At 39.1% G+C, this 15,372-nt stretch carries 11 protein-coding genes; 10 read left to right on the top strand and 1 reads right to left on the bottom strand.

Going from position 1 to position 15,372, the window contains the following annotated elements:
- Positions 1-389: 389 nt before the first annotated feature.
- The 7 genes from atpH to ACFINX_RS02530 all read left to right on the top strand — a co-directional run bounded on the left by atpH (position 390) and on the right by ACFINX_RS02530 (position 8,297).
- The gene (atpH, locus tag ACFINX_RS02560) at positions 390-971 is read left to right on the top strand and encodes an ATP synthase F1 subunit delta (protein ID WP_375668289.1); all 582 of its coding nucleotides are present in this window, start codon (positions 390-392) and stop codon (positions 969-971) included.
- On the top strand, positions 971-2,506 hold the full coding sequence (gene atpA / locus ACFINX_RS02555; RefSeq protein WP_375668288.1) for a F0F1 ATP synthase subunit alpha: 1,536 nt from the start codon (positions 971-973) through the stop codon (positions 2,504-2,506). The genes atpH and atpA overlap by 1 nt, the downstream gene beginning before the upstream one ends.
- 20 nt (positions 2,507-2,526) lie before the next feature.
- Positions 2,527-3,438 carry a F0F1 ATP synthase subunit gamma gene (locus ACFINX_RS02550; RefSeq protein WP_375611723.1) on the top strand — a complete coding sequence of 304 codons (912 nt, stop codon included), beginning with the start codon at positions 2,527-2,529 and terminating at the stop codon, positions 3,436-3,438.
- A 19-nt stretch (positions 3,439-3,457) separates the two neighbouring features.
- Positions 3,458-5,083, top strand: coding sequence for a F0F1 ATP synthase subunit beta (atpD, locus tag ACFINX_RS02545; RefSeq protein WP_375611724.1), 1,626 nt, complete (start codon positions 3,458-3,460; stop codon positions 5,081-5,083).
- A gap of 108 nt (positions 5,084-5,191) precedes the next feature.
- On the top strand, positions 5,192-5,608 hold the full coding sequence (gene atpC / locus ACFINX_RS02540; RefSeq protein ID WP_375611725.1) for an ATP synthase F1 subunit epsilon: 417 nt from the start codon (positions 5,192-5,194) through the stop codon (positions 5,606-5,608).
- 22 nt (positions 5,609-5,630) lie between these two features.
- Positions 5,631-7,259, top strand: coding sequence for an MFS transporter (locus tag ACFINX_RS02535; RefSeq protein ID WP_375638260.1), 1,629 nt, complete (start codon positions 5,631-5,633; stop codon positions 7,257-7,259).
- A 30-nt stretch (positions 7,260-7,289) separates the two neighbouring features.
- The gene (locus ACFINX_RS02530; protein ID WP_375611727.1) at positions 7,290-8,297 is read left to right on the top strand and encodes an HlyD family secretion protein; all 1,008 of its coding nucleotides are present in this window, start codon (positions 7,290-7,292) and stop codon (positions 8,295-8,297) included.
- 469 nt (positions 8,298-8,766) lie between these two features.
- Here the strand turns inward: ACFINX_RS02530 and ACFINX_RS02525 are convergent, their stop codons facing one another.
- On the bottom strand, positions 8,767-9,051 hold the full coding sequence (locus tag ACFINX_RS02525) for a hypothetical protein (protein WP_375611728.1): 285 nt from the start codon (positions 9,049-9,051) through the stop codon (positions 8,767-8,769).
- Positions 9,052-9,901: 850 nt separating this feature from the next.
- Between ACFINX_RS02525 and ispG the strand changes: the two genes are divergently transcribed.
- From ispG to ACFINX_RS02510, 3 genes are all read left to right on the top strand, one after another.
- Positions 9,902-11,143 carry a flavodoxin-dependent (E)-4-hydroxy-3-methylbut-2-enyl-diphosphate synthase gene (gene ispG, locus ACFINX_RS02520; RefSeq protein ID WP_375668287.1) on the top strand — a complete coding sequence of 414 codons (1,242 nt, stop codon included), beginning with the start codon at positions 9,902-9,904 and terminating at the stop codon, positions 11,141-11,143.
- Between the two features lie 576 nt (positions 11,144-11,719).
- Positions 11,720-12,796, top strand: coding sequence for an MFS transporter (locus ACFINX_RS02515; RefSeq protein ID WP_375668286.1), 1,077 nt, complete (start codon positions 11,720-11,722; stop codon positions 12,794-12,796).
- Positions 12,797-13,875: 1,079 nt separating this feature from the next.
- On the top strand, positions 13,876-14,199 hold the full coding sequence (locus ACFINX_RS02510) for a hypothetical protein (protein ID WP_375611730.1): 324 nt from the start codon (positions 13,876-13,878) through the stop codon (positions 14,197-14,199).
- The last annotated feature ends 1,173 nt before the right edge of the window (positions 14,200-15,372 follow it).

Genomic DNA, 15,372 nt, shown 5'->3' with positions numbered 1-15,372 from the left:
TTTCAATCGCAGCTGCATCTCATTAAAGGTCTTGTGGTGATAAAGGGAGTGTTTTTTAGAGAAGAAGTGTTTTGTTATGGTGGCAAGGGCATTTGAAGAAAAATCAAAGAGAGTGAAAAAATCGCTCAGAGAATGTCAAAAAGAAGCATAAAAAAACTGTGATGCCATCCTGTATATCTAAAAAAATGCTTTTCAAAAATATTTTGAATATTTTATTAAAATTTTTAAAAAGCAGCGATTTGTGGTGTTGCGAGTCGGCTATGTCTATGCTAGAAACCAAGTGATTTTTGTTCTAGGTTTTAAGAAAAAGATTCTTAAGATTGAGAATGTCTGTTTCATTTCATCTGATAACTATCAGAGAGTCGCTCAAGGGAAAGAGGCGGTATTTCGTGTCGGATTCATTTTCTCTCATACCGCTGCCGTTGGTAGATCAACGCTATGCGCAAGCGCTTTTTGATTGCGTTCAAGAAGCCGGAAACGTTGAAAAGGTTGAAAAGGCAGTAGAGGATCTTTTGCTTGTTTTGGAGCATAAGGATTTAAAATGCTTTGTGCTTAGTCCATTCTTTTCAGTTAAAGAGCAAATTAAGGTGATGCAATCTGTTTGTGCAAACATCAAATTTGCTGATAAAAACGCAGGGCAGGTCATTGGTAATTTTTTACGCGTTATTGCAATAAACCGTAGGCTTAGTGCCGTATTTGGTATTTTACGTGCTTTTCAGCATTGTGTTGCACGCGCTCGTAGGCAGGTTACTGCGCAAATTGTTTCTGCGTGCCCTTTAAGTTCTCAACAAAGACAAGAGTTGTGTGAGGCTTTGGAAGGTGTTGTTGGAGGAAAAGTCTTGCTGCACATCATTGTGGATCCAACAATTCTTGGTGGATTAATCGTTCGTGTGGGATCGTCTCAAATTGATACGTCTCTTCTCACAAAATTGTCTTCACTTAAGCTTGCATTGAAAAAAGAGGTCAGCTGATGGATATTAGACCATCTGAAATTTCAAAAATTCTAAAAGAGCAAATCAAAAACTTTGACCAAAAGGCTGAGGTTTCAGAAATTGGTTGGGTTCTCTCTGTAGGGGATGGTATTGCTCGCGTTTATGGTTTGGATAATGTCCAAGCAGGGGAAATGGTCGCCTTTCCAAACGGTGTGCGTGGTATGGCACTCAATTTGGAAGTTGATAATGTTGGTGTGGTCATTTTTGGCTCAGATCGTGATATTCGTGAAGGTGATTGTGTAAAGCGGCTAGGCGCTATCGTCGATGTTCCTGTGGGTCCCGCTTTGCTTGGGCGTGTGGTTGATGCGTTGGGAAACCCTATCGATGGGAAGGGGCCCATTAAAGCAACAGAGCGTCGTCGTGTCGATGTTAAGGCTCCTGGAATTATTCCGCGTCAGTCTGTCCATGAACCGATGTCGACCGGATTGAAAGCGATTGACGCACTCATCCCTATTGGACGGGGGCAGCGTGAATTGGTGATTGGTGATCGCCAAACAGGAAAAACAGCAATTTTGCTCGATACATTTTTAAACCAAAAACCTTTTCATGAGACAGGGGCTGGACGAGAGCAAGACAAAGTTTATTGTATTTATGTGGCTATCGGTCAAAAACGTTCGACGGTGGCACAATTCGTTAAAGTTTTAGAAGAACGTGGAGCGCTGGAATATTCTATTATTGTTGCAGCGACCGCTTCTGATCCAGCACCACTGCAATTTATTGCACCTCTTGCTGGGTGTGCTATGGGTGAGTATTTCCGTGATAATGGGCAACATGCTTTGATTGGTTATGATGACTTATCAAAACAGGCGGTGGCGTATCGTCAAATGTCTCTTTTATTGCGTCGTCCTCCAGGTCGTGAAGCTTATCCGGGAGATGTTTTCTATCTGCATTCGCGTCTTTTAGAGCGGGCTGCGAAGTTGAATGCGGAAAATGGATCTGGGTCGTTGACAGCTTTGCCGGTTATTGAAACGCAAGCAAATGATGTTTCTGCCTATATTCCTACAAATGTGATTTCGATTACTGATGGGCAAATTTTTCTAGAGACTAATTTGTTTTATCAAGGAATTCGTCCTGCTGTAAATGTTGGTCTTTCTGTATCGCGTGTTGGTTCTGCTGCACAAATTAAGGCAATGAAGCAAGTTGCTGGCTCGATTAAAGGTGAATTGGCGCAATATCGTGAAATGGCAGCTTTTGCGCAGTTTGGCTCTGATTTGGATGCGTCAACCCAGCGTCTGTTAAATCGGGGTGCGCGTTTGACAGAGCTGTTGAAGCAGCCGCAATTTTCTCCGCTCAAAACAGAAGAACAGGTGGTGGTTATTTTCGCGGGTGTGAATGGCTATCTTGATGCTTTGGCGGTTTCTGATGTTGTGCGGTTTGAGCAGGGACTTTTAGTGCTTTTGCGTAGTGATTATCAAGATCTCTTAAAGGCAATTGCTGAGCAAAAGCAAATAACAGATGAGCTGAAAGATAAGTTGATAACTGTTCTTGATACTTATGCAAAAAATTTCTCGTGATGAATTGATGGAATGCTTGAATGGCTTCACTAAAAGATCTTAGAGACCGTATCGCTTCGGTTAAAGCAACACAAAAGATTACCAAAGCTATGCAAATGGTTGCAGCGGCAAGGTTGCATCGTGCTCAAGAGGCAGCGCAGTCTGCACGCCCTTATGCGAAGAGAATGGCTGATATTTTGACCAGTGTTGCTGCTGATGTAGATGGTGTTGATGCGCCTACTCTTATGCGTGGTACGGGGCGCGATGATGTACATCTTTTGGTGGTGTGTACTGCTGAGCGCGGTTTGTGTGGTGCTTTTAACGTGCAAATTGCTCGTCGTGCACGTGAACAGATTAAGGCATTGTTGGCGGCTGATAAAATAGTAAAAATTATCACTGTGGGTAAAAAAGGCGCGGATATTTTATCGCGTGATTACAAAGGCTTGATAATTGATCATATCGATTTGCATGCTGTAAAGCGAATTGGTTTTGCAGAAGCAGTGATGATTAGTCAACGGATTGTTGATTTATTCAATGAAGGCGCTTTCGATGTTTGTACGCTGTTTTATTCTGAATTTGTTTCCGTAATTAATCAGCGTCCAACAGCTTTGGATTTGATTCCAATGGTTGCTCCAAAAGCAACTGTTAGGGCAATAGATATTGTGGAGCAAACCGATCATAACAAAGGTTCACAATCGATTGTTTATGAATATGAACCTGATGCTGCGTCTCTTTTAGAGGCCCTTGTACCACGTAATCTTTCGGTGCAAATCTTTCGGGCTTTGCTAGAAAATGTTGCTGGTGAAATGGGCGCCAAGATGACAGCTATGGATAATGCATCGCGCAATGCGGGTGAAATGATTAGTAAATTGACGGTGGCTTATAATCGTCAACGTCAAGCACAGATTACGACAGAATTGATCGAAATTATTGCGGGCGCTGAAGCGCTTTAAATGGAGAAGGTAAGGATTGATGGTAAAAGCAGTAACCTCAAGCAAAGGAACAGAAAAAGGTGAAAAAAAGAAACCAGCTGCTCGTTCCAGCGTGAAAAAAGCCGCTTCGAAATCTCAAGTGGATGTAAAGGCTTCCTCTGTACCTGCGCGTGATGCAGCTAAAGATACACCTGTAAAAAAAGATACATCCGCAAAAAAAGAAGAGCGTGCAAAAGGCGCTGTTGGTGAAATCAAGCAGATTATTGGTGCTGTTGTTGATGTGCAATTTGAAGGTGAATTGCCAAATATTCTCAACGCTTTGGAAACAGAGAATTTAGGCAATCGCTTGGTATTAGAAGTTGCGCAGCATTTGGGTGAAAATACCGTGCGTACGATTGCTATGGATACGACTGATGGTTTGATGCGGGGCCAAAAGGTTGTGGATACAGGCACACAAATTAGCGTTCCTGTAGGAGAAGCAACGTTGGGACGTATTATGAATGTGATTGGGGAACCGGTGGATAATGTGGGACCAATCGCTTCAACCAAAACACGTTCTATTCACCAAGAGGCACCTGAATATGTTGAGCAATCGACTGTTTCGGAAATTCTTGTCACCGGTATTAAAGTCGTGGATTTGTTAGCCCCTTATTCTAAAGGAGGTAAAATTGGCTTGTTTGGTGGTGCTGGTGTTGGAAAAACCGTTCTCATTATGGAGCTTATAAACAATATTGCAAAGGCACATGGTGGCTATTCTGTATTTGCTGGTGTGGGAGAACGTACACGTGAAGGAAATGATCTTTATTATGAAATGATCGAAAGCCGCGTGAATGTGAATCCAAAAGAGAATAATGGTTCAACGGAAGGGTCAAAGTGTGCCCTTGTTTACGGGCAAATGAATGAACCACCAGGAGCGCGTGCGCGTGTGGCTCTTTCAGGATTGACAATTGCAGAAAGTTTCCGTGATGAAGGACAAGATGTTCTCTTCTTTGTGGATAATATTTTCCGTTTCACGCAAGCAGGAGCTGAGGTGTCTGCTCTTTTAGGGCGTATTCCTTCTGCTGTGGGGTATCAGCCAACTTTGGCAACAGATATGGGGGCGTTGCAAGAACGTATTACTAGTACAAAAACAGGCTCTATTACTTCCGTTCAGGCAATTTATGTTCCGGCAGATGACTTGACGGATCCGGCGCCGGCAGCGTCTTTTGCTCATTTGGATGCAACAACTGTTCTTTCGCGCTCTATTGCGGAAAAGGGGATTTATCCAGCGGTTGATCCGCTTGACTCTTTCTCGCGTATGTTGGATCCATTGATTGTGGGGGAAGAGCATTACACTGTTGCTTGTCAAGTGCAAACCATTTTACAACGTTATAGAGCGCTTCAGGATATTATTGCTATTCTTGGAATGGATGAACTTTCTGAAGATGACAAATTGCTGGTGGGGCGGGCGCGTAAAATTGAACGTTTCCTTTCGCAACCTTTCCATGTTGCGGAAGCCTTTACTGGTTCACCGGGGAAACTCGTTCCTTTGGAAGAGACAATCAAAGGCTTTAAGGGGCTTTGTGCTGGCGATTATGATGATTTGCCAGAAGCTGCTTTTTATATGGTTGGTTCGATTGATGAAGCACTTGAAAAAGGAAAGCGTCTCATGGCAGAGGCTTCTTAGTAAGAAGCTTCTTATTCAAGAGAAAACTGTCATGGGTATTTTTCGTTAAAAAGGACGAGTCGTTGGAGAAAACGGAGAGTCCTTATATCGGGTATTGTGGAGACTTTTGTGGAAAACAATAGAGAAGAGCATTTTTTATTTGAGCTTGTATCGCCTGAAAAAATTGTGTTTTCAGAGCAGGTCGTGTCTGTTGTTCTTCCTTCAGCCTCAGGTTATTTGACAGTTATGGCGCATCATGCGCCATTGGTGGCAAGTATTGTGTTGGGCAGTGTTCGTGTTCGCACCTCTGTGGGTGAAAAATTATTTGTTGTATGCGGGGGCGTTGCAAATATTACCTTTTCAGGCTGCTCTTTATTGGTAGAGCACGTTGTGGCTGTAGAGAATCTTTCTTTTGATGTATTAGAACAGCAGATTTTGCAGATTCAAGCGACGTTAGAAGGAGGGACAAGTGATGAGGACAATCATAAAATAGAGGCTTTTTTCCAGCAGTTGTCAGCTGATGGTGCTGTGTTGATAGAAGCGTAGCAGAGTTACAGGAAAAGATGACATGAGCGGAAAAAAGAGTACGGTTGTGTCTGCTAAAAGGAGTGCAAAACCTTTTCCTCATCCTGGTCGTGTCTTTGCGGGACCTTTGCCAAAGTGCTTTGTTTATATTTTTGCTTCTCTTATTTTGCAATGGGCTTATGGTTTAGGGGCTAATATTGTTCAGTCTAACATTGTCCATCTTACGGGTGATTTTCATGCAACTTTGGCCGAGACGACATGGCTGGTAGCGGCTTATATGGCGCCAAATGTGAGTGTAGCGATTATGTTGATCAAAATCCGCTATCAATTTGGGCTGCGCGCTTTTGCTGAATTATCAATTCTTGGCTTTGTTTTGGTTTGCGTGTTGCAGCTCTTTGTTACGGATTTGCGTTCTGCATTGATTATTCGCTTTTTTGCTGGGATTGCTGCTGCTCCTTTGGCTTCGCTTGCGCTGCTTTATATGATGGAGGCTTTTGCTCCAGCAAAGAAGTTTACTGTTGGTCTTAGTTTGAATTATATGAATGCGGCTTTAGCGGCACCTTTATCACGTTTGATTTCTCCTGATTTGCTGGAAAATGGTGGTTTTTCCAGTCTTTCCGCTCTGGAAATGGGGTTGGTTCTTATCAGCTTGGTCTGTATCTATACTTTGCCTCTTACTCCTGTTGTGCGTAGTAAGGTTATTCAAAAATTAGATTGGATAAGCTATGGTTTGATTGCTCTTGGTCTTGGATTAAATGCTGTGATCATGTCTGTTGGCATATTGTATTGGTGGTATGAAGCACCATGGATTGGTTGGGGGCTCGCACTTGCTATTTTCTCGTTGGCTATTGCTATTATTATTGAGCTTAATAGAGAAAAACCGTTGATTGATCTCCGTTGGATTTTCAGTAAAGAAATGGTCCAATCTGTTTTTATTTTATTTATTTTTCATGTTTTTTTATTGGAGCGGTCAAATTTGCCCGTAGGGTTTTTTAATCTTTTTGGTTTGCTCAATCGTGAGATGGCGCCCATGTATCTTGCGGTGACATTAGGGATTCTGTTAGGGGGGGCTGTTTGTGTCTTTTTTTTACGGGCGGGGCGTGAGGATTATTTTTATTTGTTGTCTTTGGGTTGTTTGGCGTTAGGAGCTTATTTAGATAGTCATGTAAACCATTTAACGCGCCCACAAGATATGATGTTGAGCCAAGGGTTGGTGAGTTTTAGTTATGCACTTTTTTTGCCTCCGGCTCTTTTCAAAGGGTTTGTGATCGCTGGTGAGCGAGGACCGCGTTACGTTTTAAGTTTTATTGCTGTTTTTTTGCTAACGCAAGTGACAGGGGGATTGATGGGGTCGGCTTTTTTTGGCAGCCTTCAGTTTTATTTTGCCCATAAGAACTTTGAGTCCTTAACACAAAATATTATTATTACTGATCCGCTTATTTCTGGTGAGATGAATACTTTATTTTCGCCTTCTTATGGTGTTTCTGTTCCCAATGGCTTGAGAAGTGAGCAGGGTACTTCTATGTTGATAGAGAAATTTAAGTTAACAGCAAATATTTTTGCTTATGATGACGTTTTTCGGCTTTATTTTTATATTTCAATGGTTGTATTCGTTATTTTTCTTGTCACAATGATTGTTAAGTCATGCTCTTTGCGTGCATTAGAAAAGTAGAGTAATGTCATAGAAAGAGGGGTGCAAAAAATGATAAAAAAATTACGGTCAAAAGCTACGATTGTTGCATTCCTATCGGGCATTACGGGTGTTTTGCTGATTTTGTGGGCTTGGAGGCTTCCTCCTTTTGTGAGTAACATTCAAATAACGGATAATGCTTCTATTAAGGGCAATGTTACTCTGGTTAGTTCACAGATCTCTGGGGTGATTGCACGGATTTATGTGCAAGATTATCAACGTGTTGAAAAGGGAATGCTGCTTTTTGAGCTCGATGATTCTCTTTTTCGGCAGCAGCTTGCACGGGCACAGGCTGTTCTCGATTCAAAAAATGCAAAACTGGCAAGTATTGAATTACAAGCACAGCTTTTGCAGGGCGAAATTAATACAGCAGAGGTGGAATTGGCGCGTTCACGAGCATTTTCCAATGTTGTTCCAGATAGTAAAAAGTTAGGTTTTGGTGATGCGGCAAGTTCTGTTTCTCGTCCTCTTTCACAACTCTTGACAGCTCTCGAAACAAAACGCCAATTGCAAAAACAATTGGATCTTGAACGGCAAAGTTTACAGTCAGAAATTGCGGGAGCGAAGGTGAGTGTTGAGTTGGCAAAACTTAATCTCGATCACACAAAGATTTTATCTCCTCGAACAGGCTATATTGGATTAGTTGGAGCGCGGGTAGGGCAATATGTTATGCCGGGGACACAATTGGTCTCTGTTATTTCTGATGATATTTGGATTATTGCTAATTATAAGGAAACGCAACTTTCTCAGATGCGTGTGGGACAACCGGTTGTTTTTTCTGTTGATGCATTGAACAACAAAAAGTTAACAGGGCGTGTGGTTCGTTTTGCACCTGCTACAGGCTCAGAGTTTTCATTGTTAAAAACGGATACGACAATTGGTAATTTTATCAAAATTGCGCAACGTATTTCAGTACGGATTGCTTTAGATCCTGGGCAGGAAGGAATTGAAAAACTCATTCCTGGCATGTCCGTGGTTACCTATGTAGATACTTCGCAGCGAGTCGATTCTGGAGGATGAAATTTTGGGTTTTTTCAGTTTAATTTTTGCGTCATTTACTTATAGCAAGTGGTTGTTTACATTGGAAGATTTCGTTTGGTTTGCTATACTACATGTTTTAAAGCTCTTAGGCTTCTTATACTTTTATGTCATGATGTAAAATAATGTTCCTTAGAATATTAAAGCGCATGCATCTTTACTCACTTCCATTTCTTTTGAACTAACTCAGTAGGGGGGGTGGAGTATTGGAAGCTTTGCTTGTGGTTTTGCACAACACTGTCCTTTGAGGTGTGGTGTCACCGCATGTTTGGAAGATGGGGGTAGGGGGAAGCCAGATAAAAAATTGGATTATAGACTGGGTCGGATGGGAAACTTATCCTTTTGGGTGAGGGCGTAAAGTTAGGAGGAAGACGTAAAGTTTATATTTTGTAAACCATAAAAATGCCCGTTTTAAGGCGGGCATTAAAAGGGAAGGTTATTGGTTGTGTTATTAATTTTTACGGATCAGTAAGAAGCTTACTAAAACGACTCCTGCTGCTAATGCGAGGGTTTTTTTAGGATTTTCTTTCGCTTTTTTCTTTAATTCTGTAGCATGTTCGTTGAGGTGATAAAGTGCGTGACGGCCTTTTTGTTTCCATGTGTTAAACAGCTCAGAAATATTTTCAAAGCTATCATTTTGAAAACTCCAATGATTTACGGGGACCAGCTCTCTTTTTAATTGTGCTATACGTTTTTTAATTTTAGCATTTTTTCTATGGGGTGAAAATAGACACATTTATTGACTCCTTCATGTGTTAAATTGTTGTGTGACAGTTGGGATGGTGTTTGGGGTTTTGCTATAACGGCTTGAACATTGAAAGGTTGCATTGATAATGCCGCGCGTGGGTGAGATGAGAATTAAAAGTTTGGGTTTAATGAGGCATTTCTTAATGTACTTGAGTTCATTTCGTGATGGTGTTTGTTAAGGATGTAAGGTAAAAATTTTTACAAAATGGTGTAAGATTCATTCATAAAGATGGTGGGCGATGTCTTCATTTTTTTGTTTGTTTAAAGTGTTGGGATAGCTTTTGGCACTTGAAATAGTTTATAAGGAGTTTTTATCTATCTATTCTCTTGTGGCTGTAGGGAGTGGTATTGATTGATTCAATTAAGAAGATTTAAAATGAGGAAATCTTACGATATTTGGGGTTGCTATTCAAATTTGTAAAAAATAGATTATTATAAATCAATATGTTGGATTAATTTGGCGATGTCTTTCATGCATTTTTAAAAATTGCGCTTTGATAGGCGTTATCTGTTGTGTTGTAAAACATTGTTTTGTGGTGACGTTGATTAAGGTATCGGCATGCAACTTAAAAATACAGTATTGTCTCTGTTTTGTTTCAGTTTCTTTTTGAAGCAACCAAGTGTAGAAGTATAAACTTGAACAGAAGTAGTAGAACTTATCCGGTGCGTCTATAGAATGAATCTACCTATGAATTGTATTGCATCAGTGTTAGTAGGTAGAACCTTTTGAGAGCAATCTGTTAAGATTGGTGGGCGGTGTAATTTTCGTCCTTTGAAGCGCGGAGGAAGTCAATGTAAATAATGATTGATAGCGCAGGTTTTAAAAATTTGAGGACTTGATGAGTACGACCTATTTTTTATCTAAACCACTTGAGCGTCGTCGATCTGTTGGTGTTGTTGTTGGTGATGTGATTATTGGGGGGCAGAGCCCGATAGTTGTACAGTCAATGACTAATACAGATACCGCTGATGTTGATGCAACTGTTTCTCAAGTAGCTGCTCTTTGGCAAGCTGGTTCACAATTGGTTCGAATTACTGTTGATCGCGATGAAGCGGCGGCGGCTGTACCAAAAATACGGGAGCGATTGGAGAGGTTAGGATTTTTTATCCCATTGGTGGGGGATTTTCATTATATTGGTCATAAGCTTTTATCTGAGCATCCTGCGTGTGCTGAGGCGCTTGCAAAATATCGCATCAATCCTGGAAATGTTGGTTTTGGCGCAAAAAAAGATCGTCAATTTGCAGAAATTATAGAGATTGCTTGTCGGTATCATAAACCTATTCGCATTGGCGTGAATTGGGGCTCTCTTGATAATGCGTTGTTAACACGGCTTATGGATGAAAATGCACAGCAAGAAAAACCCTTATCTGTGGCTGAAGTGATGCGGGAAACTGTTGTTCAGTCGGCTTTGCTTTCGGCTGCTTTAGCAGAAGAGTTAGGATTGGGGCGTGATAAAATTATTCTTTCTGCTAAAGTGAGTGATGTCCAAGATCTTATTGCTGTTTATACCACCTTGGCGGCGCGTTGTGATTATGCTCTTCATTTGGGATTAACGGAAGCTGGGATGGGAACAAAGGGCATTGTTGCTTCTTCGGTGGCTTTGGGTATTTTATTACAGCAAGGGATTGGTGATACGATACGAATTTCCTTAACACCAAAACCTGGTGGTGATCGGACACGAGAAGTAAAGGTGGGGCAAGAACTTTTGCAAGTGATGGGGTTTCGGCAATTTTTGCCTGTTGTTGCGGCTTGTCCTGGTTGTGGGCGCACAACCTCAACGGTCTTTCAACAATTGGCACAAAAAATTGAAGCAGATTTATACAAAAATATGCCTGTTTGGCGTGAAAAATACCCTGGCGTTGAAAGCTTGAAGGTTGCTGTGATGGGATGTATCGTCAATGGACCGGGGGAGTCAAAGCATGCGGATATTGGAATCTCTTTGCCTGGAGTGGGGGAAAGTCCTGCGGCACCTGTTTTTATTGAGGGACAAAAGGTAAAAATTTTACGGGGTGATCACATTGCTGAAGAATTTGAAGCGCTTTTGAGTGATTATATTCATACACGCTTTGGGCAAGGTTGAGGTAAAAATCGCATAAGGTTGAAGTAAAAAGGGTGTGTCGTTTTTTTTTAAACAAGCTGTCTTCAATGTGAAGATGGTGCTGTTGTATGCTGCTTTAGCTATGGTCAATACTGTTGTTGGTTGCTTATTATTTTAGGTAAAACCAGATGATATGCCTGTTTTAGAATCAGAAGCTTATGAAGGATATTAATGAGTTTGAGTGTGTTAAGACTATTAAGCAAAACGATATGAATACTTTAAATAGATCCGTAAATGTTGTTGCTGGTTTTTTGGCTGCTCTTGAGACAGTAAAATATTTAACGGATTCTTCAAATATCAAATTATAGAAAGAACATTGTTTATTGATTTTTCAGGCATTTTCCCAGCATTTTTTGGGGTATCAAATTGATAGGATTGGAAATCCTTATAGCGATTATAGTCCTATTTGTCGTAAAATGTAAGCTTTTATATTGATATAAAATGATGTATACGGGTGCCTTTTTTGGCGTTATTGGGGGAGTGCATGACAAGTATATTAGCGTTTGGCTTTTTATTTAACGGTATAAGGATTTTAACTGGCGCCTTTATTGTCTTTATATGCTTGAAAAAGGCTTAACGCTTATTGATATAGGTGTCATTAAGTCGTTTCAGGCTTTTATTATGATGGTTACCGATATTCCTCTGGGATATTTTGCTGATCGAAAAAGTTATAAAATATCGATCGTTTTGGCAGCGGCTTTTGCTGCCACATGGCTCTTTCTCATGGGATTTTCTACAAGCTTTTATGGTTTTCTTTTGGCAGAAACTTTTAATGCCTTATCGCTGACATTAATTGCTGGAGCCTATAATGCTTTACTTGTTCAATATGCAAAAGAAAAATTGACATCCACTAAAAAAGTGCTTGGTTCCAGCTCTCAATATAATTACATCGGCATGTTTATATTCAGTTTAATCGGGGCATATTTTGCTGATTATTCTAGCCAATATATATGGTATATCGCGGCGTTTTTAATGTTGATGACGACACTATTTGGTTTGTTTTTTCTTGATGACTTGAAGGGGGAGAAAAAACCAAATAAAGCGAATTCTCTCATTTGTGAAGCTAAGGAGATGTTATCTATTTTTATTAAAGTTCCTTATATCTCTTTATGCTTTTATTTTTCATTGATTTTTTTCAATATATTCTCGCAGTATTGGCAGTGGATATTTAAAGATCATAATATTAATGTCACTTATTTTGATCTTGGTGTGACATTTTCATTAATATTGCTCTCTCAGCTCTTGGCTAGTTTTCTCTTTACAAAACTAAGTGAAAGAGTGAATTTTATTTTACTGTTGTTTCTTTCGGCTTTACTGATTTCTACAGTCGCTTTCTTTGAACCAAGAAAAGAAATGGCTGTCATTTTAGTCTGTATGATTTTTTATCTCATTAAGTATACATATCTTCGTGTAGAAGTTATCTTGCACGATAGTATTAGTGATCATTTCAGGGCTACATATGAATCTTTCTTGTCAACCGTTGGGAGATTTAGCTTATTGGTATTTTTTTACATGAGTGCGTATATGGTCAATATATTTGGCTTTTTCTCACTCGTTTATATTTTTGCTATTTATTTATTGATTTACTTGTTGGCGGTATTTTTTTTAGAAGGAACTCTCAAAAAAGTTCAGTGAAAATATTAACTTATTACGATACGTATTTTATAGGGTTTCATAGTGGGGCAAGGCTTTTATTTATTAAGGCGCATCGTTGTTTTTGCATGTTGAATGAGAAAGCTGAATAGTCTCAGTTATTCTTATTTAAAATCTATGTATGTTGAAGCAATCAAAGTCATCTGCTTGTACGTTATAAGTGGGCGTGGCATAATAATCGTTAAAAGGGAAATAAAAATGCTGCTCATGAATATTGCACAAAGAGTTGCTGATAAGATTGGACGCTGATAAAGAAAATGATTGTGCCAGATTATATGCTTATTAAGGAATGGTGATGAAGCAGTTTTCCCCATTTTCATTGGTTCCTTGCTGCTAACCCTTTATCTCATTAGAGCTAATTTAAGCAGTCGGACAATTTATAGCCTGTCCTCATAAGAATTCCCGTATGATCGATTTTGATATTTTGATGATCTATTTTATTGTTGGTATATTTAGCGGATTTTATTGCTGTTTTCTTTAAAATATCAATCATCTTGTTGAGATAATTTTTTTACGTTGTACATTCTCATTTTTGAGTATTTTCTCTTTGATTGTGGCGTTAGCTCTGTATTTTCTGATGTTAGAAAATACTCTTAATCCAGATAATAAACTTATCTATGGAAACTTTGAATGATATCTCCCCTCGTTGAGAGGGAATAAAACCAAGTACAGAAATATTGTTGAGTACAATTTGCTATAAATAAGCCACAAGAAAACAGCATATATTGATATATTTGATAGGAATCTGTTAAGCCGTACAAATTATGGTCATTAAAAGGTAAAGCGATGAAATCGTTATCCATAACGCGTGTTGTAACATTTATAACTCTTTTTTTGTATCTGTGTTGTTGGGATGTACGCGCGTAGATAGTCTAGAGTAGTATAATAAACTTTACGAAGAATATATAAGTGAAAAATACGAGGCTTTTGAACATTTTCAAAAGCAGGAACAAGCAAGAAATTTCGTCTATAGCCGTGGCTATCAGAATATCGTACCAAAGTTTGACATTATACGGCATCGTCACATACTGATTGTTTTATGTGGACGTTTTGTTAATTTATTGCGTGGTGATTATAATGAATGGATATCAGCAGATATGTTACTCAATGTCATAAGCAGTTTGCGTTATGACTATAATTGGAGAGAAAGCGATTTTATCTGGGCCTATAATATGTCTATGAATTCTACCGACCCCATGATTGATTACGCGAAAAAGTTTCTTAATTCTTCAAGTGAAAATGGCATGAGTTTCAAAACACAAATGATTGATCTCGTGTCGAGTATGAGGACCGGTGATGATGAAAATGTTAAACAAATAGCGCGTTTTTGCATAGAGCTAAACACGATATATGACATGATGAAACCAAGAAGAATTTACAAATGACATTGAATGGATAATGAGAAAAATTCTCTCGAAGGATATTCAATGGCTATAATACTCTTGATAATCGCGGCATTTTCTTGGCCATGTTGCATGTTTTTTTATTATGGCTTCAAAAGGTGGACATATTTTCCAGCTTTTACAACAGGCATAGGTTCACTTACAATGATGCTTTTCATCTTAATAAGAAAATTGCACTTAAAGGAGGAAATTTGCACTTGGATTGAAAAAACTACTTATCACAAATTAGATTGCGCTATTATATATAATAATAAGGATTTTCTTTATCTTTCTGTTGCAATGATCATTCTCTGTTTAATCTTATCAATTCTCTTTTTATGTGATGAATTGAATAAACGAGATAAAGAGTGTGACGAATTAAAGTTGTACAGTGATCAAGATTATTATTCAATTGAAGTTATTACACAATTTTGTAAATAAAAATGTTTCTGCTTTTGAAGGAGCATGCCGACACAATCATTCACTTTTCTCGCTCCCAATGTTGCGGACAGCTCTTGGCTTTTAAGACGGTTCATAAGAGGAATTTTTTAGTCTTTTCTTTGATGTTTTGCCCCACACGGCTTTTCCCGCTTGTGACGTGTAAGCAAGTGATTTTGATTGATTTAACATACACAGATTTGAAATGAGAGAATCTTACGGTATTCAGGGTTCTTATTCAAGTTGAGCAACCACGAATTATCATTATAAATCAATGTGTTATATCTTTCTTGCTAAGAAAAGAGAGATCGGTAATAATACTGCTTTGGTCTTTCGTTCTATTGAAATTAGTGGTTTTATTTATCCTGTTATGCCGTAACATACTGTCATTTGAGGGGTGGTGAAGGTAGCCTGTTTGATACATTAAGTATTTTAAGAAGTGCATGGTGAATATTCTTAAGTCTGTTTATCGAGTCTTTAGTTTAAGTGAATCGCATGCGTGGAAAGCGAGAGAAACCTACTCGGTAGGAAACTAGACTGTTTACAGAGTAGATTAGGTTAAAAGACTTTGTTCTTTGAGGGTGGCATAAAAATCAAAATAGCCATTATGTTCATTTTTTTCTGATATTTTAAATACGAGCTTCAAAAAAATGATGCTTAAACTAAACAACGAGCACTTTTGTAAAAGTGTTTTTAGAGAGCAAGCAATACACGAGTGAATTTACAGAATATAACCAT

The sequence above is a fragment of the Bartonella sp. AP36NXGY genome (assembly GCF_042195865.1).
Taxonomy (GTDB): domain Bacteria; phylum Pseudomonadota; class Alphaproteobacteria; order Rhizobiales; family Rhizobiaceae; genus Bartonella.
Note: the sequence above shows the minus strand (reverse complement) of the source record. Positions and strands in the feature narration are given on the sequence as shown.

Coding starts and splice junctions, on each gene's coding strand:
- atpA (WP_375668288.1), top strand. CDS start 971: ATGGATATTAGACCATCTGAAATTTCAAAAATTCTAAAAGAGCAAATC.
- ACFINX_RS02550 (WP_375611723.1), top strand. CDS start 2,527: ATGGCTTCACTAAAAGATCTTAGAGACCGTATCGCTTCGGTTAAAGCA.
- atpD (WP_375611724.1), top strand. CDS start 3,458: ATGGTAAAAGCAGTAACCTCAAGCAAAGGAACAGAAAAAGGTGAAAAA.
- ACFINX_RS02535 (WP_375638260.1), top strand. CDS start 5,631: ATGAGCGGAAAAAAGAGTACGGTTGTGTCTGCTAAAAGGAGTGCAAAA.
- ACFINX_RS02530 (WP_375611727.1), top strand. CDS start 7,290: ATGATAAAAAAATTACGGTCAAAAGCTACGATTGTTGCATTCCTATCG.
- ACFINX_RS02525 (WP_375611728.1), bottom strand. CDS start 9,051: ATGTGTCTATTTTCACCCCATAGAAAAAATGCTAAAATTAAAAAACGT.
- ispG (WP_375668287.1), top strand. CDS start 9,902: ATGAGTACGACCTATTTTTTATCTAAACCACTTGAGCGTCGTCGATCT.
- ACFINX_RS02515 (WP_375668286.1), top strand. CDS start 11,720: ATGCTTGAAAAAGGCTTAACGCTTATTGATATAGGTGTCATTAAGTCG.